We start from the raw sequence: 17274 nt of genomic DNA on the forward strand, positions 1-17274 counted from the left end.
TACTTCAAGTTGCATGTGCTGCGTCTGCGTTCGCTCACCCCAGTCACTTACTTATGTAAGCTCCTGGGGATTCACTCGCTTGTCGCCTTCCTGCAACTCAAATTATTTAGAGTATATCCATTTATTATCTTTCTGCGCACTTCACGGTGCGCAGATATCTGGAGCATTTGATGATCAAGTTATCTGAAAAAGGCGTGTTTCTCGCCAGTAATAACGAAATAATTGCTGAAGAACATTTCACCGGCGAAATTAAAAAAGAAGAAGCCAAAAAAGGCACTATTGCCTGGTCTATTCTCTCTTCGCATAATACGTCCGGAAATATGGATAAACTTAAAATTAAGTTTGATTCATTAGCCTCTCACGATATTACCTTTGTTGGTATTGTACAGACCGCTAAAGCGTCCGGTATGGAACGTTTCCCGCTGCCGTATGTGCTGACCAACTGCCATAACTCACTCTGCGCCGTCGGCGGCACCATTAACGGTGATGACCATGTTTTTGGTTTATCGGCAGCTCAGCGTTATGGCGGTATTTTTGTGCCTCCGCATATTGCGGTCATCCATCAATATATGCGTGAGATGATGGCAGGCGGCGGCAAAATGATCCTCGGGTCAGACAGCCACACCCGTTACGGTGCATTAGGGACAATGGCAGTCGGTGAGGGCGGTGGTGAGTTGGTAAAACAGCTGCTTAATGACACCTGGGATATCGACTATCCGGGAGTTGTTGCGGTGCATCTGACCGGAAAACCAGCGCCGTATGTGGGGCCGCAGGATGTGGCGCTGGCTATCATTGGCGCGGTGTTCAAAAACGGTTACGTCAAAAACAAAGTCATGGAGTTCGTTGGACCGGGCGTTAGCGCGCTCTCTACCGATTTCCGTAACAGCGTTGACGTGATGACCACGGAAACCACCTGTTTAAGCTCCGTCTGGCAAACTGATGAAGAAGTGCATAACTGGCTGGCGCTGCACGGTCGCGGCCAGGATTACTGCCAGCTTAACCCTCAACCGATGGCGTACTACGATGGCTGCATCAGCGTTGATTTAAGCGCCATCAAACCAATGATTGCGCTGCCGTTCCACCCGAGCAACGTGTATGAAATCGACACACTGAACCAGAACCTGACCGACATTCTGCGTGAGATTGAAATTGAGTCCGAACGCGTGGCGCACGGTAAAGCCAAACTCTCGCTGCTGGATAAAGTGGAAAATGGTCGCCTGAAAGTGCAGCAGGGGATTATCGCGGGCTGTTCTGGCGGTAACTACGAAAACGTCATCGCGGCGGCGAATGCACTGCGCGGTCAATCCTGTGGCAATGACACCTTCTCGCTGGCAGTTTACCCGTCATCACAGCCGGTGTTTATGGATCTCGCCAAAAAAGGTGTGGTAGCAGATTTGATTGGCGCAGGCGCAATCATCAGAACCGCGTTCTGCGGCCCATGCTTTGGCGCGGGCGATACGCCAATCAACAACGGATTAAGTATTCGCCACACCACGCGTAACTTCCCGAACCGCGAAGGCTCTAAGCCAGCTAATGGGCAGATGTCAGCGGTGGCGTTGATGGACGCTCGTTCTATCGCTGCGACTGCGGCAAACGGTGGCTATTTAACCTCTGCCAGCGAACTTGATTGCTGGGACAACGTGCCGGAGTACGCCTTCGATGTAACGCCGTATAAAAACCGTGTTTATCAGGGCTTTGTGAAAGGGGCAACTCAGCAACCGCTGATTTACGGACCGAACATTAAAGACTGGCCGGAATTGGGTGCGCTGACTGACAATATCGTCCTGAAAGTGTGCTCGAAGATCCTCGACGAAGTGACCACCACCGACGAACTGATTCCTTCCGGTGAAACCTCTTCTTATCGTTCAAATCCGATTGGTCTGGCGGAGTTTACCCTGTCACGCCGCGATCCCGGTTATGTTGGCAGAAGTAAAGCGACTGCTGAGCTGGAAAATCAGCGTCTGGCGGGGAATGTCAGCGAGCTGACAGAGGTGTTTGCGCGCATTAAGCAGATTGCTGGTCAGGAGCATATTGATCCGCTGCAAACTGAAATTGGCAGCATGGTATATGCGGTGAAACCAGGCGATGGTTCTGCGCGTGAACAGGCGGCGAGCTGCCAGCGTGTGATTGGCGGTCTGGCGAATATTGCCGAAGAGTACGCGACTAAACGCTACCGTTCTAACGTCATCAACTGGGGGATGTTACCGCTGCAGATGGCGGAAGTGCCAACCTTTGAAGTGGGGGATTACATTTACATCCCTGGCATTAAAGCGGCGCTGGATAATCCGGGTACGACGTTTAAAGGTTATGTGATCCATGAAGATGCGCCGGTAACGGAAATTACGCTCTATATGGAAAGTCTGACTGCTGAAGAGCGCGAGATTATCAAGGCGGGTAGTTTGATTAACTTCAATAAAAACCGTCAGATGTAAAAAGCGCCATGTGAATGTAGGTCGCATTCGGCACTTATTGTCGGATGCGATGCTTGCGCATCTTATCCGACCTACGAATCGCATCGAATCTGTAGGCCGGATAAGGCGTTTACGCCGCATCCGGCAAATAGTTAATAGCTCTTACTTCTTCGCCTCTGCAACCACTTTACTACCCACGCCGCGGTTATTGTATTCCCACATGCGGTTGTAGTTAGTGTCATTCAGATTGCGCTGTATTTCGTCGTTATCATCTACGCTGCCGGTATTACCCGCAAACGGACGATTAGAGATCACCGCATCGGCCCACGGTTTAGCCGTGTTAAAACCTTCGTTGATGGCGCTATCACGGATCACCACCTGACCGTTGGTATTGGCATCAACATCCAGCGAGCGGCCCAGTTGCGCCACACCATCACCGAAAGCATTGAAACGGCTGTTTACGGCGAGGAAACCGTAGTAAATGTTGGACAGCGTAGCCGGTGCAAACACATACGCTTCTTGCTGAGTACGTGAGTTCACCACGCGGAATTCGGTGTTATCGAACACCACTGCGCCGCGACCAGAAACGATATCCACATCCCCTTCAATGTAGCTGTTGGTCACCAGCGTACGCGGCTGACGGTTGGTTTCCAGACGGTTCTGCACACCGCTGTTGGTGACAAAGAAGGTGTTCTGACGACCGAGAATGTTAACGTTGTTAATCTGTACCTGGTCACCATCAGTACGCAGTGCCACCGCCGGATGGTTACCTGCATCTACGCTATCGCCCAGCGTGTTTTCGATGGTCAGATTTTGCAGTTGCAGGCCATTGTTTTGTGACCAGAAGACCGCAGAGCAGAGAACACCGATACTGTCGCTGCGTTTGCTCTGGCAGCTATCGTACATATACCACGCTGGTTTACCTGGCATATATTTGCCGCGCGGGTTGACGTCGTGACGCCAGTCGGCAGGGCTCATGCCCCCATCAAGGGAAAGCCCAATCTTCACATCAATCGGTTTTTCACCTGTACCGTACAGAGTAATTCCACCCGGAGCAGCAGGGACATACACCGTTCCCTGATACTCACCAGGCATCACGGCAATATACTGGCGCTTGTTAGTGCGCTTGATAATTGCCGCATCTACCGCCGCCTGAATCGTGGTATGCGTTACACCTTGAGTACCCGCCGGGCCGACAACAAAGTCAGGTTGCGCAGGCAGGGTAATCGGGGAAGGATTCCACGCTGCAGCACCTGGTGTCAGGGATGCAAAATAGTGTTGAGCATCGAAATTCTGCGCTTCTTTTGCCGACAGAATCGGGCGAGAAGAGGTACCAGGCGCGGTTTGATCAGAAGGACGTTGATCGGGTGGTGTTGAGCTACAGGCGGTCAGCGTCACGCCAAAAGCCAATGCCAGCGCCAGACGGGAAACTGAAAATGTGTTCACAGGTTGCTCCGGGCTATGAAATAGAAAAATGAATCCGTTGAAGCCTGCTTTTTTATACTAACTTGAGCGAAACGGGAAGGTAAAAAGACAAAAAGTTGTTTTTAATACCTTTAAGTGATACCAGATGGCATTGCGCCATCTGGCAGAGTGATTAACTAAACATCGCAGTAATCGAGGCGCTTGCCAGAGAGTGGAAATGAACGTTAAACCCGACCATCGCGCCGCTGGCACCTTCATCGACATCAATACGTTCTATATCCAGCGCGTGAACGGTAAAAATGTAGCGATGAGTTTCGCCTTTCGGCGGTGCTGCGCCATCGTACCCGGTTTTACCAAAGTCGGTACGCGTCTGCAAAACGCCGTCTGGCATTGCTACCAGACCAGAGCCAAACCCTTGCGGTAATACGCGGGTATCAGCGGGTAAGTTAACAACTACCCAGTGCCACCAGCCGGAGCCGGTTGGCGCATCCGGGTCGTAGCAGGTGACAACAAAACTTTTCGTTCCCGCAGGAACATCATCCCACGCCAGATGCGGTGAAATATTATCGCCATCGTAACCCATGCCGTTAAAGACATGACGATGCGGCAATTTATCGCCATCGCGCAGATCGTTACTGATGAGTTTCATGAACCCTCCTTTCTTGTTTGCAGAAAGTGTAGCCAGAAACCCTCACGCGGACTTCTCGTTATTGGCAAAAAAATGTTTCATCCTGTACCGCGCGGTTAACCGCTGCGGTCAGACGCTGCAACTGTTGCGGGAGAATAATATAGGGCGGCATCAGGTAAATCAGTTTGCCAAAAGGCCGGATCCAGACACCCTGTTCGACAAAGAATTTTTGCAGCGCCGCCATATTCACCGGACGAGTGGTTTCGACTACGCCGATTGCCCCCAGCACGCGCACATCGGCAACCATTTCGGCATCACGGGCGGGGGCAAGTTGCTCGCGCAGCTGTACTTCAATAGCCGCCACCTGTTGCTGCCAGTCGCCAGATTCGAGAATCGCCAGGCTGGCGTTTGCTGCCGCGCAGGCCAGCGGATTGCCCATAAAAGTTGGCCCATGCATAAAGCAACCGGCTTCGCCGTTACTGATGGTTTCCGCAACCTCGCGCGTGGTGAGCGTGGCGGAAAGGGTCATTGTGCCGCCGGTTAAGGCTTTACCGAGGCACAAAATGTCCGGCGCGATTTCTGCATGTTCACAGGCAAACAGTTTGCCGGTACGACCAAATCCGGTGGCGATCTCGTCGGCAATCAGCAAGATACCTTCGCGATCGCACATTTTGCGGATTCGTTTTAACCATTCCGGATGGTACATGCGCATCCCACCTGCGCCCTGGACAATCGGTTCAATGATCACCGCCGCGATTTCATGACGATGCGCCGCCATCAGGCGGGCAAAGCCAACCATATCACGTTCATCCCATTCACCATCCATGCGGCTTTGCGGGGCGGGAGCAAACAAGTTTTCTGGCAGATAGCCTTTCCACAGGCTGTGCATTGAGTTGTCCGGATCGCACACCGACATCGCGCCAAAGGTATCGCCATGATAACCATTGCGGAAGGTCAGAAAACGGTGGCGCGCTTCGCCTTTGGCCTGCCAGTACTGCAACGCCATTTTCATCGCCACTTCCACCGCTACGGAGCCGGAGTCCGCGAGAAAAACGCATTCCAGCGGTTGCGGCGTCATTGCCACCAGTTTGCGGCATAGCTCGATGGCGGGCGCATGGGTGATACCGCCAAACATCACATGCGACATAGCATCAATTTGCGACTTCATCGCCGCATTAAGCTGCGGGTGATTATAGCCGTGGATCGCCGCCCACCAGGACGACATACCGTCAACCAGGCGTCTGCCGTCAGACAAAATTAGCTCGCAACCTTCGGCGCTCGCGACCGGATAAACCGGCAGAGGGGAGGTCATGGATGTGTATGGGTGCCAGATATGGCGTTGGTCAAAGGCAAGATCGTCCGTTGTCATAATCGACTTGTAAACCAAATTGAAAAGATTTAGGTTTACAAGTCTACACCGAATTAACAACAAAAAACACGTTTTGGAGAAGCCCCATGGCTCACCGCCCACGCTGGACATTGTCGCAAGTCACAGAATTATTTGAAAAACCGTTGCTGGATCTGCTGTTTGAAGCGCAGCAGGTGCATCGTCAGCATTTCGATCCACGTCAGGTGCAGGTCAGCACGTTGCTGTCGATTAAGACCGGAGCTTGTCCGGAAGATTGCAAATACTGCCCGCAAAGCTCGCGCTACAAAACCGGGCTGGAAGCCGAGCGGTTGATGGAAGTTGAACAGGTGCTGGAGTCGGCGCGCAAAGCGAAAGCGGCAGGATCGACGCGCTTCTGTATGGGCGCGGCGTGGAAGAATCCCCACGAACGCGATATGCCGTACCTGGAACAAATGGTGCAGGGGGTAAAAGCGATGGGGCTGGAGGCGTGTATGACGCTGGGCACGTTGAGTGAATCTCAGGCGCAGCGCCTCGCGAACGCCGGGCTGGATTACTACAACCACAACCTCGACACCTCGCCGGAGTTTTACGGCAATATCATCACCACCCGCACTTATCAGGAACGCCTCGATACGCTGGAAAAAGTGCGCGATGCCGGGATCAAAGTCTGTTCTGGCGGCATTGTGGGCTTAGGCGAAACGGTAAAAGATCGCGCCGGATTATTGCTGCAACTGGCAAACCTGCCGACGCCGCCGGAAAGCGTACCAATCAACATGCTGGTGAAGGTGAAAGGCACGCCGCTGGCGGATAACGATGATGTCGATGCCTTTGATTTTATTCGCACCATTGCGGTCGCGCGGATCATGATGCCGACCTCTTACGTGCGCCTTTCTGCCGGACGCGAGCAGATGAACGAACAGACTCAGGCGATGTGCTTTATGGCAGGCGCAAACTCGATTTTCTACGGTTGCAAACTGCTGACCACGCCGAATCCGGAAGAAGATAAAGACCTGCAACTGTTCCGCAAACTGGGGCTAAATCCGCAGCAAACTGCCGTGCTGGCAGGGGATAACGAACAACAGCAACGTCTTGAACAGGCGCTGATGACCCCGGACACCGACGAATATTACAACGCGGCAGCATTATGAGCTGGCAGGAGAAAATCAACGCGGCGCTCGATGCGCGGCGTGCTGCCGATGCCCTGCGTCGCCGTTATCCAGTGGCGCAAGGAGCCGGACGCTGGCTGGTGGCGGATGATCGCCAGTATCTGAACTTTTCCAGTAACGATTATTTAGGTTTAAGCCATCATCCGCAAATTATCCGTGCCTGGCAGCAGGGGGCGGAGCAATTTGGCATCGGTAGCGGCGGTTCCGGTCACGTCAGCGGTTATAGCGTTGCGCATCAGGCGCTGGAAGAAGAACTGGCCGAGTGGCTGGGCTATTCGCGGGCACTGCTATTTATCTCTGGTTTTGCCGCTAATCAGGCGGTCATTGCCGCGATGATGGCAAAAGAGGACCGCATTGTCGCTGACCGGCTTAGCCATGCCTCATTGCTGGAGGCTGCCAGTTTAAGCCCGTCGCAGCTTCGCCGTTTTGTTCATAACGATGTCACTCATCTGGCGCGACTGCTTGCTTCCCCCTGTCCGGGGCAGCAACTGGTGGTGACAGAAGGCGTGTTCAGCATGGACGGCGATATTGCGCCACTGGCGGAAATCCAGCAGGTAACGCAACAGCACAATGGCTGGTTGATGGTCGATGATGCCCACGGCACGGGCGTTATCGGGGAGCAGGGGCGCGGCAGCTGCTGGCTGCAAAAGGTAAAACCAGAATTGCTGGTGGTGACTTTTGGCAAAGGATTTGGCGTCAGTGGGGCTGCGGTGCTTTGCTCCAGTACGGTGGCGGATTATCTGCTGCAATTCGCCCGCCACCTTATCTACAGCACCAGTATGCCGCCCGCTCAGGCGCAGGCATTACGTGCGTCACTGGCGGTCATTCGCCGTGATGAGGGGGATGCACGGCGCGAAAAACTGGTGTCACTCATTGCGCGTTTTCGTGCCGGAGTACAGGATTTGCCGTTTACGCTGGCTGATTCATGCAGCGCCATCCAGCCATTGATCGTCGGTGATAACAGCCGTGCGTTACAACTGGCAGAAAAACTGCGCCAGCAAGGCTGCTGGGTCACGGCGATTCGCCCGCCAACCGTACCCGCTGGTACTGCGCGACTGCGCTTAACGCTAACCGCAGCGCATGAAATGCAGGATATCGACCGTCTGCTGGAGGTGCTGCATGGCAACGGTTAATAAACAAGCCATTGCAGCGGCATTTGGTCGGGCAGCCGCACTCTATGAGCAACACGCAGATCTACAGCGCCAGAGTGCTGACGTCTTACTGGCAATGCTCCCACAGCGTAAATACACCCACGTACTGGACGCGGGTTGTGGACCTGGCTGGATGAGCCGCCACTGGCGGGAACGTCACGCGCAGGTGACGGCCTTAGATCTCTCGCCGCCAATGCTTGTTCAGGCACGCCAGAAGGATGCCGCAGACCATTATCTGGCGGGAGATATCGAATCCCTGCCGTTAGCGACTGCGACGTTCGATCTTGCATGGAGCAATCTCGCAGTGCAGTGGTGCGGTAATTTATCCACGGCACTCCGCGAGCTGTATCGGGTGGTGCGCCCCGGAGGCGTGGTGGCGTTTACCACGCTGGTGCAGGGATCGTTACCCGAACTGCATCAGGCGTGGCAGGCGGTGGACGAGCGTCCGCATGCTAATCGCTTTTTACCGCCAGATGAAATCGAACAGTCACTGAACGGCGTGCATTATCAACATCATATTCAGCCCATCACGCTGTGGTTTGATGATGCGCTCAGTGCCATGCGTTCGCTGAAAGGCATTGGTGCCACGCATCTTCATGAAGGGCGCGACCCGCGAATATTAACGCGTTCGCAGTTGCAGCGATTGCAACTGGCTTGGCCGCAACAACAGGGGCGATATCCTCTGACGTATCATCTTTTTTTGGGAGTGATTGCTCGTGAGTAAACGTTATTTTGTCACCGGAACGGATACCGAAGTGGGGAAAACCGTCGCCAGTTGTGCACTTTTACAAGCCGCAAAGGCAGTAGGCTACCGGACGGCAGGTTATAAACCGGTCGCCTCTGGCAGTGAAAAGACCCCGGAAGGCTTACGTAATAGCGACGCGCTGGCGTTACAGCGCAACAGCAGCCTGCAGCTGGATTACGCAACGGTAAATCCTTACACCTTCGCAGAACCCACCTCGCCGCACATCATCAGCGCGCAAGAGGGCAGGCCGATAGAATCATTGGTAATGAGCGCCGGATTACGCGCGCTTGAACAACAGGCTGACTGGGTGTTAGTGGAAGGCGCTGGCGGCTGGTTTACGCCGCTTTCTGACACTTTCACTTTTGCAGATTGGGTAACACAGGAACAACTGCCGGTAATACTGGTAGTTGGTGTGAAACTTGGCTGTATTAATCACGCGATGTTAACTGCACAGGCAATACAACACGCCGGACTGACTCTGGCGGGTTGGGTGGCGAATGATGTCACGCCTCCTGGAAAACGTCACGCTGAATATATGACCACGCTCACCCGCATGATTCCCGCGCCGCTGCTGGGAGAGATCCCCTGGCTTGCAGAAAATCCAGAAAATGCGGCAACTGGAAAGTACATAAACCTTGCCTTGTTGTAGCCATCCTGTATTTGGTTAAATTGCGAGCGAGATTGCGTCTTCGATTGACTGCAATTTAACCAATTAAATTCTAAAATAATCACGAAAAAAATTTTACTTCCGCATCATGCGGCGAATGTGGGAATTGCCCAGGCGGCGGGGGATAGGGGCTGCAGACAGTTATCCACTATTCCTGTGGATAACCATGTGTATTAGAGTTAGAAAACACGAGGCAAGCGAGAGAATACGCGGCTTGCACGCGAATTGGCGTTAAAGACGGCTCAATGAAATATCTTTTATTTTTTAACTGGTTAGATAAATGCAATGGCAGTCACTGAACAGGCATCTCTTGCCATAAAACTGTCATCACTCATCTTGACAAATGTTAAAAAAGCCGTTGCTTTGGGGATAACCCGGTAAGGCCGGAGTTTTATCTCGCCACAGAGTAAATTTTGCTCATGATTGACAGCGGAGTTTACGCTGTAACAGAAATATTATGGTGATGAACTGTTTTTTTATCCAGTATAATTTGTTGGCATAATTAAGTACGACGAGTAAAATTACATACCTGCCCGCCCAACTCCTTCAGGTAGCGACTCATGAGTAAACCGTTCAAACTGAATTCCGCTTTTAAACCTTCTGGCGATCAGCCAGAGGCGATTCGACGTCTCGAAGAGGGGCTGGAAGATGGCCTGGCGCACCAGACGTTACTTGGCGTGACTGGCTCCGGGAAAACCTTCACCATTGCCAATGTCATTGCTGACCTTCAGCGCCCAACCATGGTACTTGCGCCCAACAAAACGCTGGCGGCCCAGCTGTATGGCGAAATGAAAGAGTTCTTCCCGGAAAACGCGGTGGAATATTTCGTTTCCTACTACGACTACTATCAGCCGGAAGCCTATGTACCGAGTTCCGACACTTTCATTGAGAAAGATGCCTCGGTTAACGAACATATTGAGCAGATGCGTTTGTCCGCCACCAAAGCGATGCTGGAGCGGCGTGATGTGGTTGTGGTGGCGTCTGTTTCCGCGATTTATGGTCTGGGCGATCCTGATTTATATCTCAAGATGATGCTCCATCTCACGGTCGGTATGATTATCGATCAGCGCGCGATTCTGCGCCGACTGGCGGAGCTGCAATACGCTCGTAATGATCAAGCATTCCAGCGTGGTACTTTCCGCGTTCGTGGCGAGGTGATAGATATCTTCCCGGCAGAATCGGATGACATTGCACTTCGCGTGGAACTGTTTGACGAGGAAGTGGAACGATTGTCGTTATTTGACCCGCTGACCGGGCAGATTGTTTCCACTATTCCACGTTTTACCATCTACCCGAAAACGCACTACGTCACACCGCGCGAGCGCATCGTACAGGCGATGGAGGAGATCAAAGAAGAGCTGGCCGCCAGACGCAAAGTGCTGTTGGAAAACAACAAACTGCTGGAAGAGCAGCGGCTGACCCAGCGTACCCAGTTTGATCTGGAGATGATGAACGAGCTGGGCTACTGTTCGGGGATTGAAAACTACTCGCGCTTCCTCTCCGGTCGTGGACCGGGTGAGCCACCGCCGACGCTGTTTGATTACCTCCCTGCTGATGGGCTGCTGGTGGTCGATGAATCTCACGTCACCATTCCACAAATTGGCGGCATGTATCGCGGTGACCGGGCGCGTAAAGAGACACTGGTGGAGTACGGCTTCCGCCTGCCATCAGCGCTGGATAACCGTCCGCTTAAGTTTGAAGAGTTCGAAGCATTAGCGCCGCAAACCATCTATGTTTCGGCGACGCCGGGTAATTACGAGCTGGAAAAATCCGGCGGCGATGTGGTGGATCAGGTGGTGCGTCCAACCGGATTGCTTGACCCGATTATCGAAGTGCGGCCGGTGGCGACACAGGTTGATGATCTTCTTTCGGAGATTCGTCAGCGAGCGGCAATTAACGAACGCGTACTGGTCACCACACTGACCAAGCGGATGGCGGAAGATCTTACCGAATATCTCGAAGAACATGGCGAGCGCGTGCGTTATCTTCACTCAGATATCGACACCGTCGAACGTATGGAGATTATCCGCGACTTGCGTCTGGGTGAGTTCGACGTATTGGTAGGGATCAACTTACTGCGTGAAGGTCTGGATATGCCGGAAGTTTCGCTGGTGGCGATCCTCGACGCTGACAAAGAAGGCTTCCTGCGTTCCGAACGTTCGTTGATCCAGACCATTGGTCGTGCGGCACGTAACGTTAACGGTAAAGCGATTCTCTACGGCGATAAGATCACCCCATCAATGGCGAAAGCGATTGGCGAAACCGAACGTCGCCGCGAGAAACAGCAGAAGTACAACGAGGAACACGGCATTACGCCGCAAGGCTTGAACAAGAAAGTGGTCGATATCCTGGCGTTGGGGCAGAACATTGCTAAAACCAAAGCGAAGGGCAGAGGAAAATCGCGACCGATTGTTGAGCCGGATAATGTGCCGATGGATATGTCGCCTAAAGCGTTGCAGCAGAAAATCCATGAGCTGGAAGGGTTGATGATGCAACACGCGCAGAATCTGGAGTTCGAAGAAGCGGCGCAAATTCGTGACCAGTTGCATCAGCTGCGTGAGCTGTTTATCGCGGCATCGTAACAGGATAGCGAAGAAGACTGATGACAAACGGAAAACAGCCTGATGCGCTACGCTTATCAGGCCTACATTTTCTCCGCAATATATTGAATTTGCGCGGTTTGTAGGCCGGATAAGGCGTTCACGCCGCATCCGGCATAAACAACGCGCACTTTGTCTTCAATAGGAAGCCGGAATTTTCCTTCGGATTTCCGTTAACCTAAAGCCTGTAACGCCTTTTCCAGCGCGTTATGTAACAACTGGCGGTCATGACGATACGGAATATCGCTGGCCTCCAGTACCTCCTGGATTACAATCCGCTCTTTCACCGCCGAGACATCCACTTTTGGCCCGACGATGACCGCATCAATGACCTTTTTACCAACATACTGCTCCATAATTGCCAGCTTGCTTTCCAGCTTCAAATTAGCCGCAGGTAAACTCAACTCACGCCCCAGATTGCCGATATAAACCATCGGCGCTGGCGTGCGGCGTAATGCCTGGGCGATTTCCTTCAGCAGCAGAATTGGCATCAGGCTGGTATAAAAACTGCCAGGCCCAATAATGATGAGATCCGCTTCATTGATAGCGTGAACCGCCTCACGCGTTGCGGGTACATTAGGCGTTAACAATAACTCTTGAATCGGCGTAGTTAACTGGTCGATATTGACCTCGCCGTAAACTTCATGCCCCTGATCGTCAATCGCCATCAGATCAACAGGATGCTCTGACATTGGAATCAAATGCGTATCCACTTTCAGCAGATTACGAATTAAATTGATGGCTTCCAGAGGCCGCACGCTAAGGTGATCCAGCGCCTTTAACATCAAGTTTCCGAGATTATGACCGGAAAGTTCGCCATTGCCACCAAAACGGTATTCAAACATCGCGGAGGCGACGCTCGGTTCCGTTATCAGCTGGTTGAGGCAGTTGCGCATATCGCCCCAGGCAATGCCGCCTTCTGAACGGCGAATACGCCCCGTCGAGCCACCATTATCGGTGGTGGTGACGATACCCGTTAAACGAGAACCCAAAGACGAAAGTGATGAGAGAACGCGTCCCAGTCCATGCCCTCCGCCGAGAGCAACGACACGATCAAGATCAGCCAGCGTACGATTGCGCATATAGTTTCCTGGAGTCAGATTATCCGCGCTACAGTAGCGCAAATTGCGGGGAAACAGCAATTAACCTGCCAATATTGAGGATACAAACTATTTTCTTCTACCTCTAAAGGACGATGCACGCTATGCCTCCCTGATGATGTATATCAAAGTAAAACCGCCATTTTCCCTTATTCTGTAGCGAAATAGCACGATCATGACGCTATATACATGATTACATAGCGAAAGTGTGGATGGTAAAAATCTCATTTACACGCTAGTATCGGCATAACCACTAAACACTCTAGCCTCTGCACCTGGGTCAACTGATACGGTGCTTTGGCCGTGACAATGCTCGTAAAGATTGCCACCAGGGCGAAGGAAGAAATGACTTCGCCTCCCGTATCTGGAAAGGTGTACATGGCTTCACAACTGACTGATGCATTTGCGCGTAAGTTTTACTACTTGCGCCTGTCGATTACCGATGTGTGTAACTTTCGTTGCACCTACTGCCTGCCGGATGGCTACAAACCGAGCGGCGTCACCAATAAAGGCTTTCTTACCGTCGATGAAATTCGCCGGGTTACGCGCGCCTTCGCCAGTCTGGGCACCGAAAAAGTGCGCCTGACAGGCGGTGAGCCGTCTTTACGCCGCGACTTTACCGATATCATCGCCGCTGTGCGGGAAAACGACGCTATCCGCCAGATTGCGGTCACCACCAATGGTTACCGTCTGGAACGCGATGTGGCGAACTGGCGCGATGCGGGACTTACTGGCATTAACGTCAGTGTCGACAGTCTGGACGCCCGCCAGTTTCACGCTATTACCGGGCAGGATAAATTCAACCAGGTCATGGCGGGGATTGATGCTGCATTTGAGGTCGGTTTTGAGAAGGTCAAAGTCAATACCGTGCTGATGCGTGATGTTAATCATCACCAGCTCGACACCTTTCTGAACTGGATCCAGCATCGCCCTATCCAGCTGCGTTTCATCGAACTGATGGAAACGGGCGAGGGCAGCGAGCTCTTCCGTAAGCATCACATCTCTGGTCAGGTTCTGCGTGACGAGCTACTGCGTCGCGGCTGGATCCACCAATTACGTCAACGCAGCGACGGTCCCGCGCAAGTCTTTTGCCATCCAGATTACGCCGGAGAGATTGGCCTTATCATGCCGTATGAAAAAGACTTCTGCGCCACTTGCAACCGCCTGCGCGTTTCCTCCATTGGTAAACTCCATCTCTGCCTGTTTGGTGAAGGCGGCGTTAACCTGCGCGATCTGCTGGAAGACGATACCCAGCAACAGGCGCTGGAAGCGCGTATTTCAGCGGCGCTGCGGGAGAAGAAACAGACCCATTTCCTGCATCAAAACAACACCGGTATTACGCAAAACTTATCGTACATTGGCGGCTAAAACGTCAAAAGGAGAGATCAGATGAGTCAGGTAAGCACTGAATTTATCCCGACCCGTATTGCTATTCTTACGGTTTCTAATCGTCGCGGTGAAGAAGACGATACCTCCGGTCACTATCTGCGCGATTCGGCGCAAGAAGCGGGCCATCACGTTGTCGATAAAGCCATTGTGAAAGAAAACCGCTACGCTATTCGCGCTCAGGTATCTGCGTGGATCGCCAGCGACGATGTACAAGTGGTATTGATTACGGGTGGTACTGGCCTGACGGAAGGTGATCAGGCTCCCGAAGCATTGCTGCCGTTGTTCGACCGTGAAGTTGAAGGTTTTGGTGAAGTGTTCCGGATGTTGTCTTTTGAAGAGATTGGCACTTCCACGTTGCAATCTCGTGCGGTAGCGGGCGTCGCCAACAAAACGCTGATTTTCGCCATGCCGGGTTCGACCAAAGCGTGCCGTACCGCATGGGAAAATATCATCGCGCCGCAGCTGGATGCCCGTACGCGTCCGTGTAATTTCCATCCACATTTGAAGAAATAAGTATGTCGCAACTGACCCATATCAACGCCGCTGGCGAAGCGCACATGGTGGATGTCTCCGCCAAAGCGGAAACCGTGCGTGAAGCGCGGGCGGAAGCCTTTGTCACCATGCGCAGCGAGACGCTGGCGATGATTATTGATGGTCGCCACCACAAAGGCGACGTATTTGCCACTGCGCGTATTGCCGGTATTCAGGCGGCAAAACGCACCTGGGATCTGATCCCGCTCTGTCATCCGCTGATGCTCAGCAAAGTTGAAGTCAATTTACAGGCCGAGCCGGAGCACAATCGGGTGCGTATAGAAACCTTATGCCGCCTGACCGGGAAAACCGGTGTCGAAATGGAAGCATTAACCGCGGCCTCCGTGGCGGCGCTGACCATTTATGACATGTGCAAAGCGGTGCAAAAAGATATGGTGATTGGTCCGGTACGTTTGCTGGCGAAGAGCGGCGGCAAGTCGGGTGACTTTAAGGTGGAAGCGGATGATTAAAGTTCTTTTTTTCGCCCAGGTGCGCGAGTTGGTGGGAACAGATGCAACCGAAGTGGCTGCGGATTTCCCAACTGTTGAAGCGTTACGCCAGCACATGGCTGCGCAGAGCGATCGCTGGGCGCTGGCGCTGGAAGATGGCAAATTACTGGCTGCCGTCAACCAGACGCTGGTGAGTTTTGACCATCCGCTGACTGACGGCGACGAAGTAGCTTTCTTCCCGCCGGTAACCGGAGGTTAAGATGGCAGAAACCAAAATTGTTGTTGGTCCGCAGCCGTTCAGCGTAGGAGAAGAGTACCCGTGGCTGGCGGAGCGTGACGAAGACGGTGCGGTAGTCACCTTTACTGGTAAGGTGCGCAACCATAACCTGGGCGACAGCGTCAAAGCATTAACCCTCGAACACTATCCGGGGATGACTGAAAAAGCACTGGCAGAAATTGTTGATGAAGCGCGTAACCGCTGGCCGCTGGGGCGCGTCACTGTGATTCACCGCATCGGGGAATTATGGCCGGGCGATGAAATCGTTTTTGTCGGTGTCACCAGTGCGCATCGCAGCAGTGCGTTTGAAGCCGGGCAGTTTATTATGGATTATCTCAAAACCCGCGCACCGTTCTGGAAGCGCGAAGCCACGCCGGAAGGCGACCGCTGGGTTGAAGCCCGGGAGAGCGATCAGCAGGCGGCAAAACGCTGGTAGTTTTTTGTTAGCCGGATAAGGCACCGCTGCGTCCGGCAATTTCACCGCTCAGTACATACGTTTACGCTGCGTCGATGCACAGCCTCATCATTTTGCAGTATCCTTAAGATATTCCTTATATCTTCAGGAGATCGTCATGGACAGATTCCCACGTTCTGATTCAATCGTACAACCCCGGGCTGGCTTGCAAACTTATATGGCGCAAGTCTATGGTTGGATGACCGTTGGCTTGTTGCTGACCGCATTTGTTGCCTGGTATGCGGCTAATTCCGCGGCCGTGATGGAGCTGTTGTTCACTAACCGTGTCTTTTTAATCGGTCTGATCATCGCGCAATTAGCATTGGTTATTGTGTTATCAGCGATGATTCAAAAGCTGAGCGCAGGTGTAACGACGATGCTCTTTATGCTTTATTCGGCGCTGACGGGTCTTACGCTTTCCAGTATATTCATTGTCTATACCGCTGCTTCTATCGCCAGTACTTTCGTCGTTACTGCCGGGATGTTCGGCGCAATGAGCCTGTACGGTTACACCACGAAGCGCGATTTAAGTGGCTTTGGCAATATGCTGTTTATGGCGTTAATCGGCATTGTGCTGGCATCGCTGGTCAACTTCTGGTTGAAAAGCGAAGCATTGATGTGGGCAGTTACCTACATCGGCGTGATTGTCTTTGTCGGATTGACGGCGTATGACACGCAGAAACTGAAAAATATGGGTGAGCAGATTGATACCCGCGACACGTCGAACCTGCGCAAATATTCCATTCTTGGCGCGTTAACCTTGTATCTGGACTTCATCAACCTGTTCCTGATGTTGTTGCGGATCTTCGGCAACCGCCGTTAAATTCTCTTCTTCCTGCTGATCCCGGCCTGGAGCCGGGATTTTTTTCGGATTTTATAAAGACTATTCCGCTCATTTACATGAGAACTGAATCGCGGCAAATGCCAGACTAT

Annotated in this window: 16 protein-coding genes and 1 riboswitch; of the genes, 12 read left to right on the plus strand and 4 right to left on the minus strand. The window is 52.7% G+C overall.

The window, feature by feature from the left end:
• The first annotated feature begins 170 nt into the window (after positions 1-170).
• A complete protein-coding gene (locus ACJHXA_RS13255) occupies positions 171-2432 on the plus strand; it encodes a hydratase (RefSeq protein WP_000593936.1) in 2262 nt (753 codons plus the stop codon).
• Positions 2433-2573: 141 nt separating this feature from the next.
• Here the strand turns inward: ACJHXA_RS13255 and ACJHXA_RS13260 are convergent, their stop codons facing one another.
• From ACJHXA_RS13260 to bioA, 3 genes are all read right to left on the minus strand, one after another.
• A complete protein-coding gene (locus ACJHXA_RS13260) occupies positions 2574-3857 on the minus strand; it encodes a putative acyl-CoA thioester hydrolase (protein ID WP_001091569.1) in 1284 nt (427 codons plus the stop codon).
• 151 nt (positions 3858-4008) lie between these two features.
• The gene (locus ACJHXA_RS13265) at positions 4009-4485 is read right to left on the minus strand and encodes a kinase inhibitor (RefSeq protein WP_000767389.1); all 477 of its coding nucleotides are present in this window, start codon (positions 4483-4485) and stop codon (positions 4009-4011) included.
• 58 nt (positions 4486-4543) lie between these two features.
• Positions 4544-5833: an adenosylmethionine--8-amino-7-oxononanoate transaminase gene (bioA, locus tag ACJHXA_RS13270; protein ID WP_001367048.1), complete on the minus strand. Its 1290-nt coding sequence runs from the start codon at positions 5831-5833 to the stop codon at positions 4544-4546.
• Between the two features lie 86 nt (positions 5834-5919).
• Here bioA and bioB point away from each other — a divergent pair, with 86 nt between their 5' ends.
• The 5 genes from bioB (at position 5920) to uvrB (ending at position 12123) form a co-directional block, all read left to right on the plus strand.
• Positions 5920-6960: a biotin synthase BioB gene (gene bioB / locus ACJHXA_RS13275; RefSeq protein ID WP_000951213.1), complete on the plus strand. Its 1041-nt coding sequence runs from the start codon at positions 5920-5922 to the stop codon at positions 6958-6960.
• Entirely contained in the window at positions 6957-8111 is a 1155-nt protein-coding gene (gene bioF / locus ACJHXA_RS13280) for an 8-amino-7-oxononanoate synthase (RefSeq protein WP_000118822.1), read from the plus strand. The genes bioB and bioF overlap by 4 nt, the downstream gene beginning before the upstream one ends.
• A complete protein-coding gene (gene bioC / locus ACJHXA_RS13285; RefSeq protein ID WP_000246805.1) occupies positions 8098-8853 on the plus strand; it encodes a malonyl-ACP O-methyltransferase BioC in 756 nt (251 codons plus the stop codon). Before bioF ends, bioC begins: the two co-directional genes overlap by 14 nt.
• The gene (gene bioD, locus ACJHXA_RS13290) at positions 8846-9523 is read left to right on the plus strand and encodes a dethiobiotin synthase (RefSeq protein WP_000044882.1); all 678 of its coding nucleotides are present in this window, start codon (positions 8846-8848) and stop codon (positions 9521-9523) included. Before bioC ends, bioD begins: the two co-directional genes overlap by 8 nt.
• 578 nt (positions 9524-10101) lie before the next feature.
• Positions 10102-12123, plus strand: coding sequence for an excinuclease ABC subunit UvrB (gene uvrB, locus ACJHXA_RS13295; protein WP_000042533.1), 2022 nt, complete (start codon positions 10102-10104; stop codon positions 12121-12123).
• Between the two features lie 191 nt (positions 12124-12314).
• Here the strand turns inward: uvrB and yvcK are convergent, their stop codons facing one another.
• On the minus strand, positions 12315-13223 hold the full coding sequence (gene yvcK, locus ACJHXA_RS13300; protein ID WP_001295302.1) for a uridine diphosphate-N-acetylglucosamine-binding protein YvcK: 909 nt from the start codon (positions 13221-13223) through the stop codon (positions 12315-12317).
• A gap of 264 nt (positions 13224-13487) precedes the next feature.
• Positions 13488-13632: riboswitch (molybdenum cofactor riboswitch) on the plus strand.
• On the opposite strand from yvcK, the gene moaA reads away from it, so the two are divergent.
• The 6 genes from moaA to ACJHXA_RS13330 all read left to right on the plus strand — a co-directional run bounded on the left by moaA (position 13620) and on the right by ACJHXA_RS13330 (position 17164).
• Positions 13620-14609 (plus strand): GTP 3',8-cyclase MoaA, encoded by a 990-nt coding sequence (moaA, locus tag ACJHXA_RS13305; protein ID WP_001315357.1) that lies wholly within the window; start codon positions 13620-13622, stop codon positions 14607-14609. It overlaps the preceding riboswitch by 13 nt.
• Before the next feature lie 21 nt (positions 14610-14630).
• Complete coding sequence (gene moaB, locus ACJHXA_RS13310) at positions 14631-15143, plus strand: molybdenum cofactor biosynthesis protein B (RefSeq protein ID WP_000084639.1); 513 nt, start codon at positions 14631-14633, stop codon at positions 15141-15143.
• Between the two features lie 2 nt (positions 15144-15145).
• A complete protein-coding gene (gene moaC, locus ACJHXA_RS13315) occupies positions 15146-15631 on the plus strand; it encodes a cyclic pyranopterin monophosphate synthase MoaC (protein ID WP_000080885.1) in 486 nt (161 codons plus the stop codon).
• Positions 15624-15869, plus strand: a complete 246-nt coding sequence (gene moaD / locus ACJHXA_RS13320) for a molybdopterin synthase sulfur carrier subunit (RefSeq protein WP_000598619.1) — start codon at positions 15624-15626, stop codon at positions 15867-15869. The genes moaC and moaD overlap by 8 nt, the downstream gene beginning before the upstream one ends.
• A gap of 1 nt (position 15870) precedes the next feature.
• A complete protein-coding gene (gene moaE / locus ACJHXA_RS13325) occupies positions 15871-16323 on the plus strand; it encodes a molybdopterin synthase catalytic subunit MoaE (RefSeq protein WP_000852287.1) in 453 nt (150 codons plus the stop codon).
• Between the two features lie 136 nt (positions 16324-16459).
• Entirely contained in the window at positions 16460-17164 is a 705-nt protein-coding gene (locus ACJHXA_RS13330; RefSeq protein ID WP_000373624.1) for a Bax inhibitor-1/YccA family protein, read from the plus strand.
• The last annotated feature ends 110 nt before the right edge of the window (positions 17165-17274 follow it).

It is taken from the genome of Escherichia sp. WS33, assembly GCF_046486385.1.
GTDB lineage: Bacteria > Pseudomonadota > Gammaproteobacteria > Enterobacterales > Enterobacteriaceae > ECMA0423.

Excerpts from the sequence above, each read along its gene's own strand:
- ACJHXA_RS13265 (WP_000767389.1), bottom strand. The coding sequence starts at position 4,485 with ATGAAACTCATCAGTAACGATCTGCGCGATGGCGATAAATTGCCGCAT.
- bioA (WP_001367048.1), bottom strand. The coding sequence starts at position 5,833 with ATGACAACGGACGATCTTGCCTTTGACCAACGCCATATCTGGCACCCA.
- moaC (WP_000080885.1), top strand. The coding sequence starts at position 15,146 with ATGTCGCAACTGACCCATATCAACGCCGCTGGCGAAGCGCACATGGTG.
- moaE (WP_000852287.1), top strand. The coding sequence starts at position 15,871 with ATGGCAGAAACCAAAATTGTTGTTGGTCCGCAGCCGTTCAGCGTAGGA.
- uvrB (WP_000042533.1), top strand. The coding sequence starts at position 10,102 with ATGAGTAAACCGTTCAAACTGAATTCCGCTTTTAAACCTTCTGGCGAT.
- moaD (WP_000598619.1), top strand. The coding sequence starts at position 15,624 with ATGATTAAAGTTCTTTTTTTCGCCCAGGTGCGCGAGTTGGTGGGAACA.
- moaB (WP_000084639.1), top strand. The coding sequence starts at position 14,631 with ATGAGTCAGGTAAGCACTGAATTTATCCCGACCCGTATTGCTATTCTT.
- yvcK (WP_001295302.1), bottom strand. The coding sequence starts at position 13,223 with ATGCGCAATCGTACGCTGGCTGATCTTGATCGTGTCGTTGCTCTCGGC.
- bioB (WP_000951213.1), top strand. The coding sequence starts at position 5,920 with ATGGCTCACCGCCCACGCTGGACATTGTCGCAAGTCACAGAATTATTT.
- bioF (WP_000118822.1), top strand. The coding sequence starts at position 6,957 with ATGAGCTGGCAGGAGAAAATCAACGCGGCGCTCGATGCGCGGCGTGCT.
- ACJHXA_RS13330 (WP_000373624.1), top strand. The coding sequence starts at position 16,460 with ATGGACAGATTCCCACGTTCTGATTCAATCGTACAACCCCGGGCTGGC.
- ACJHXA_RS13255 (WP_000593936.1), top strand. The coding sequence starts at position 171 with ATGATCAAGTTATCTGAAAAAGGCGTGTTTCTCGCCAGTAATAACGAA.
- bioC (WP_000246805.1), top strand. The coding sequence starts at position 8,098 with ATGGCAACGGTTAATAAACAAGCCATTGCAGCGGCATTTGGTCGGGCA.
- moaA (WP_001315357.1), top strand. The coding sequence starts at position 13,620 with ATGGCTTCACAACTGACTGATGCATTTGCGCGTAAGTTTTACTACTTG.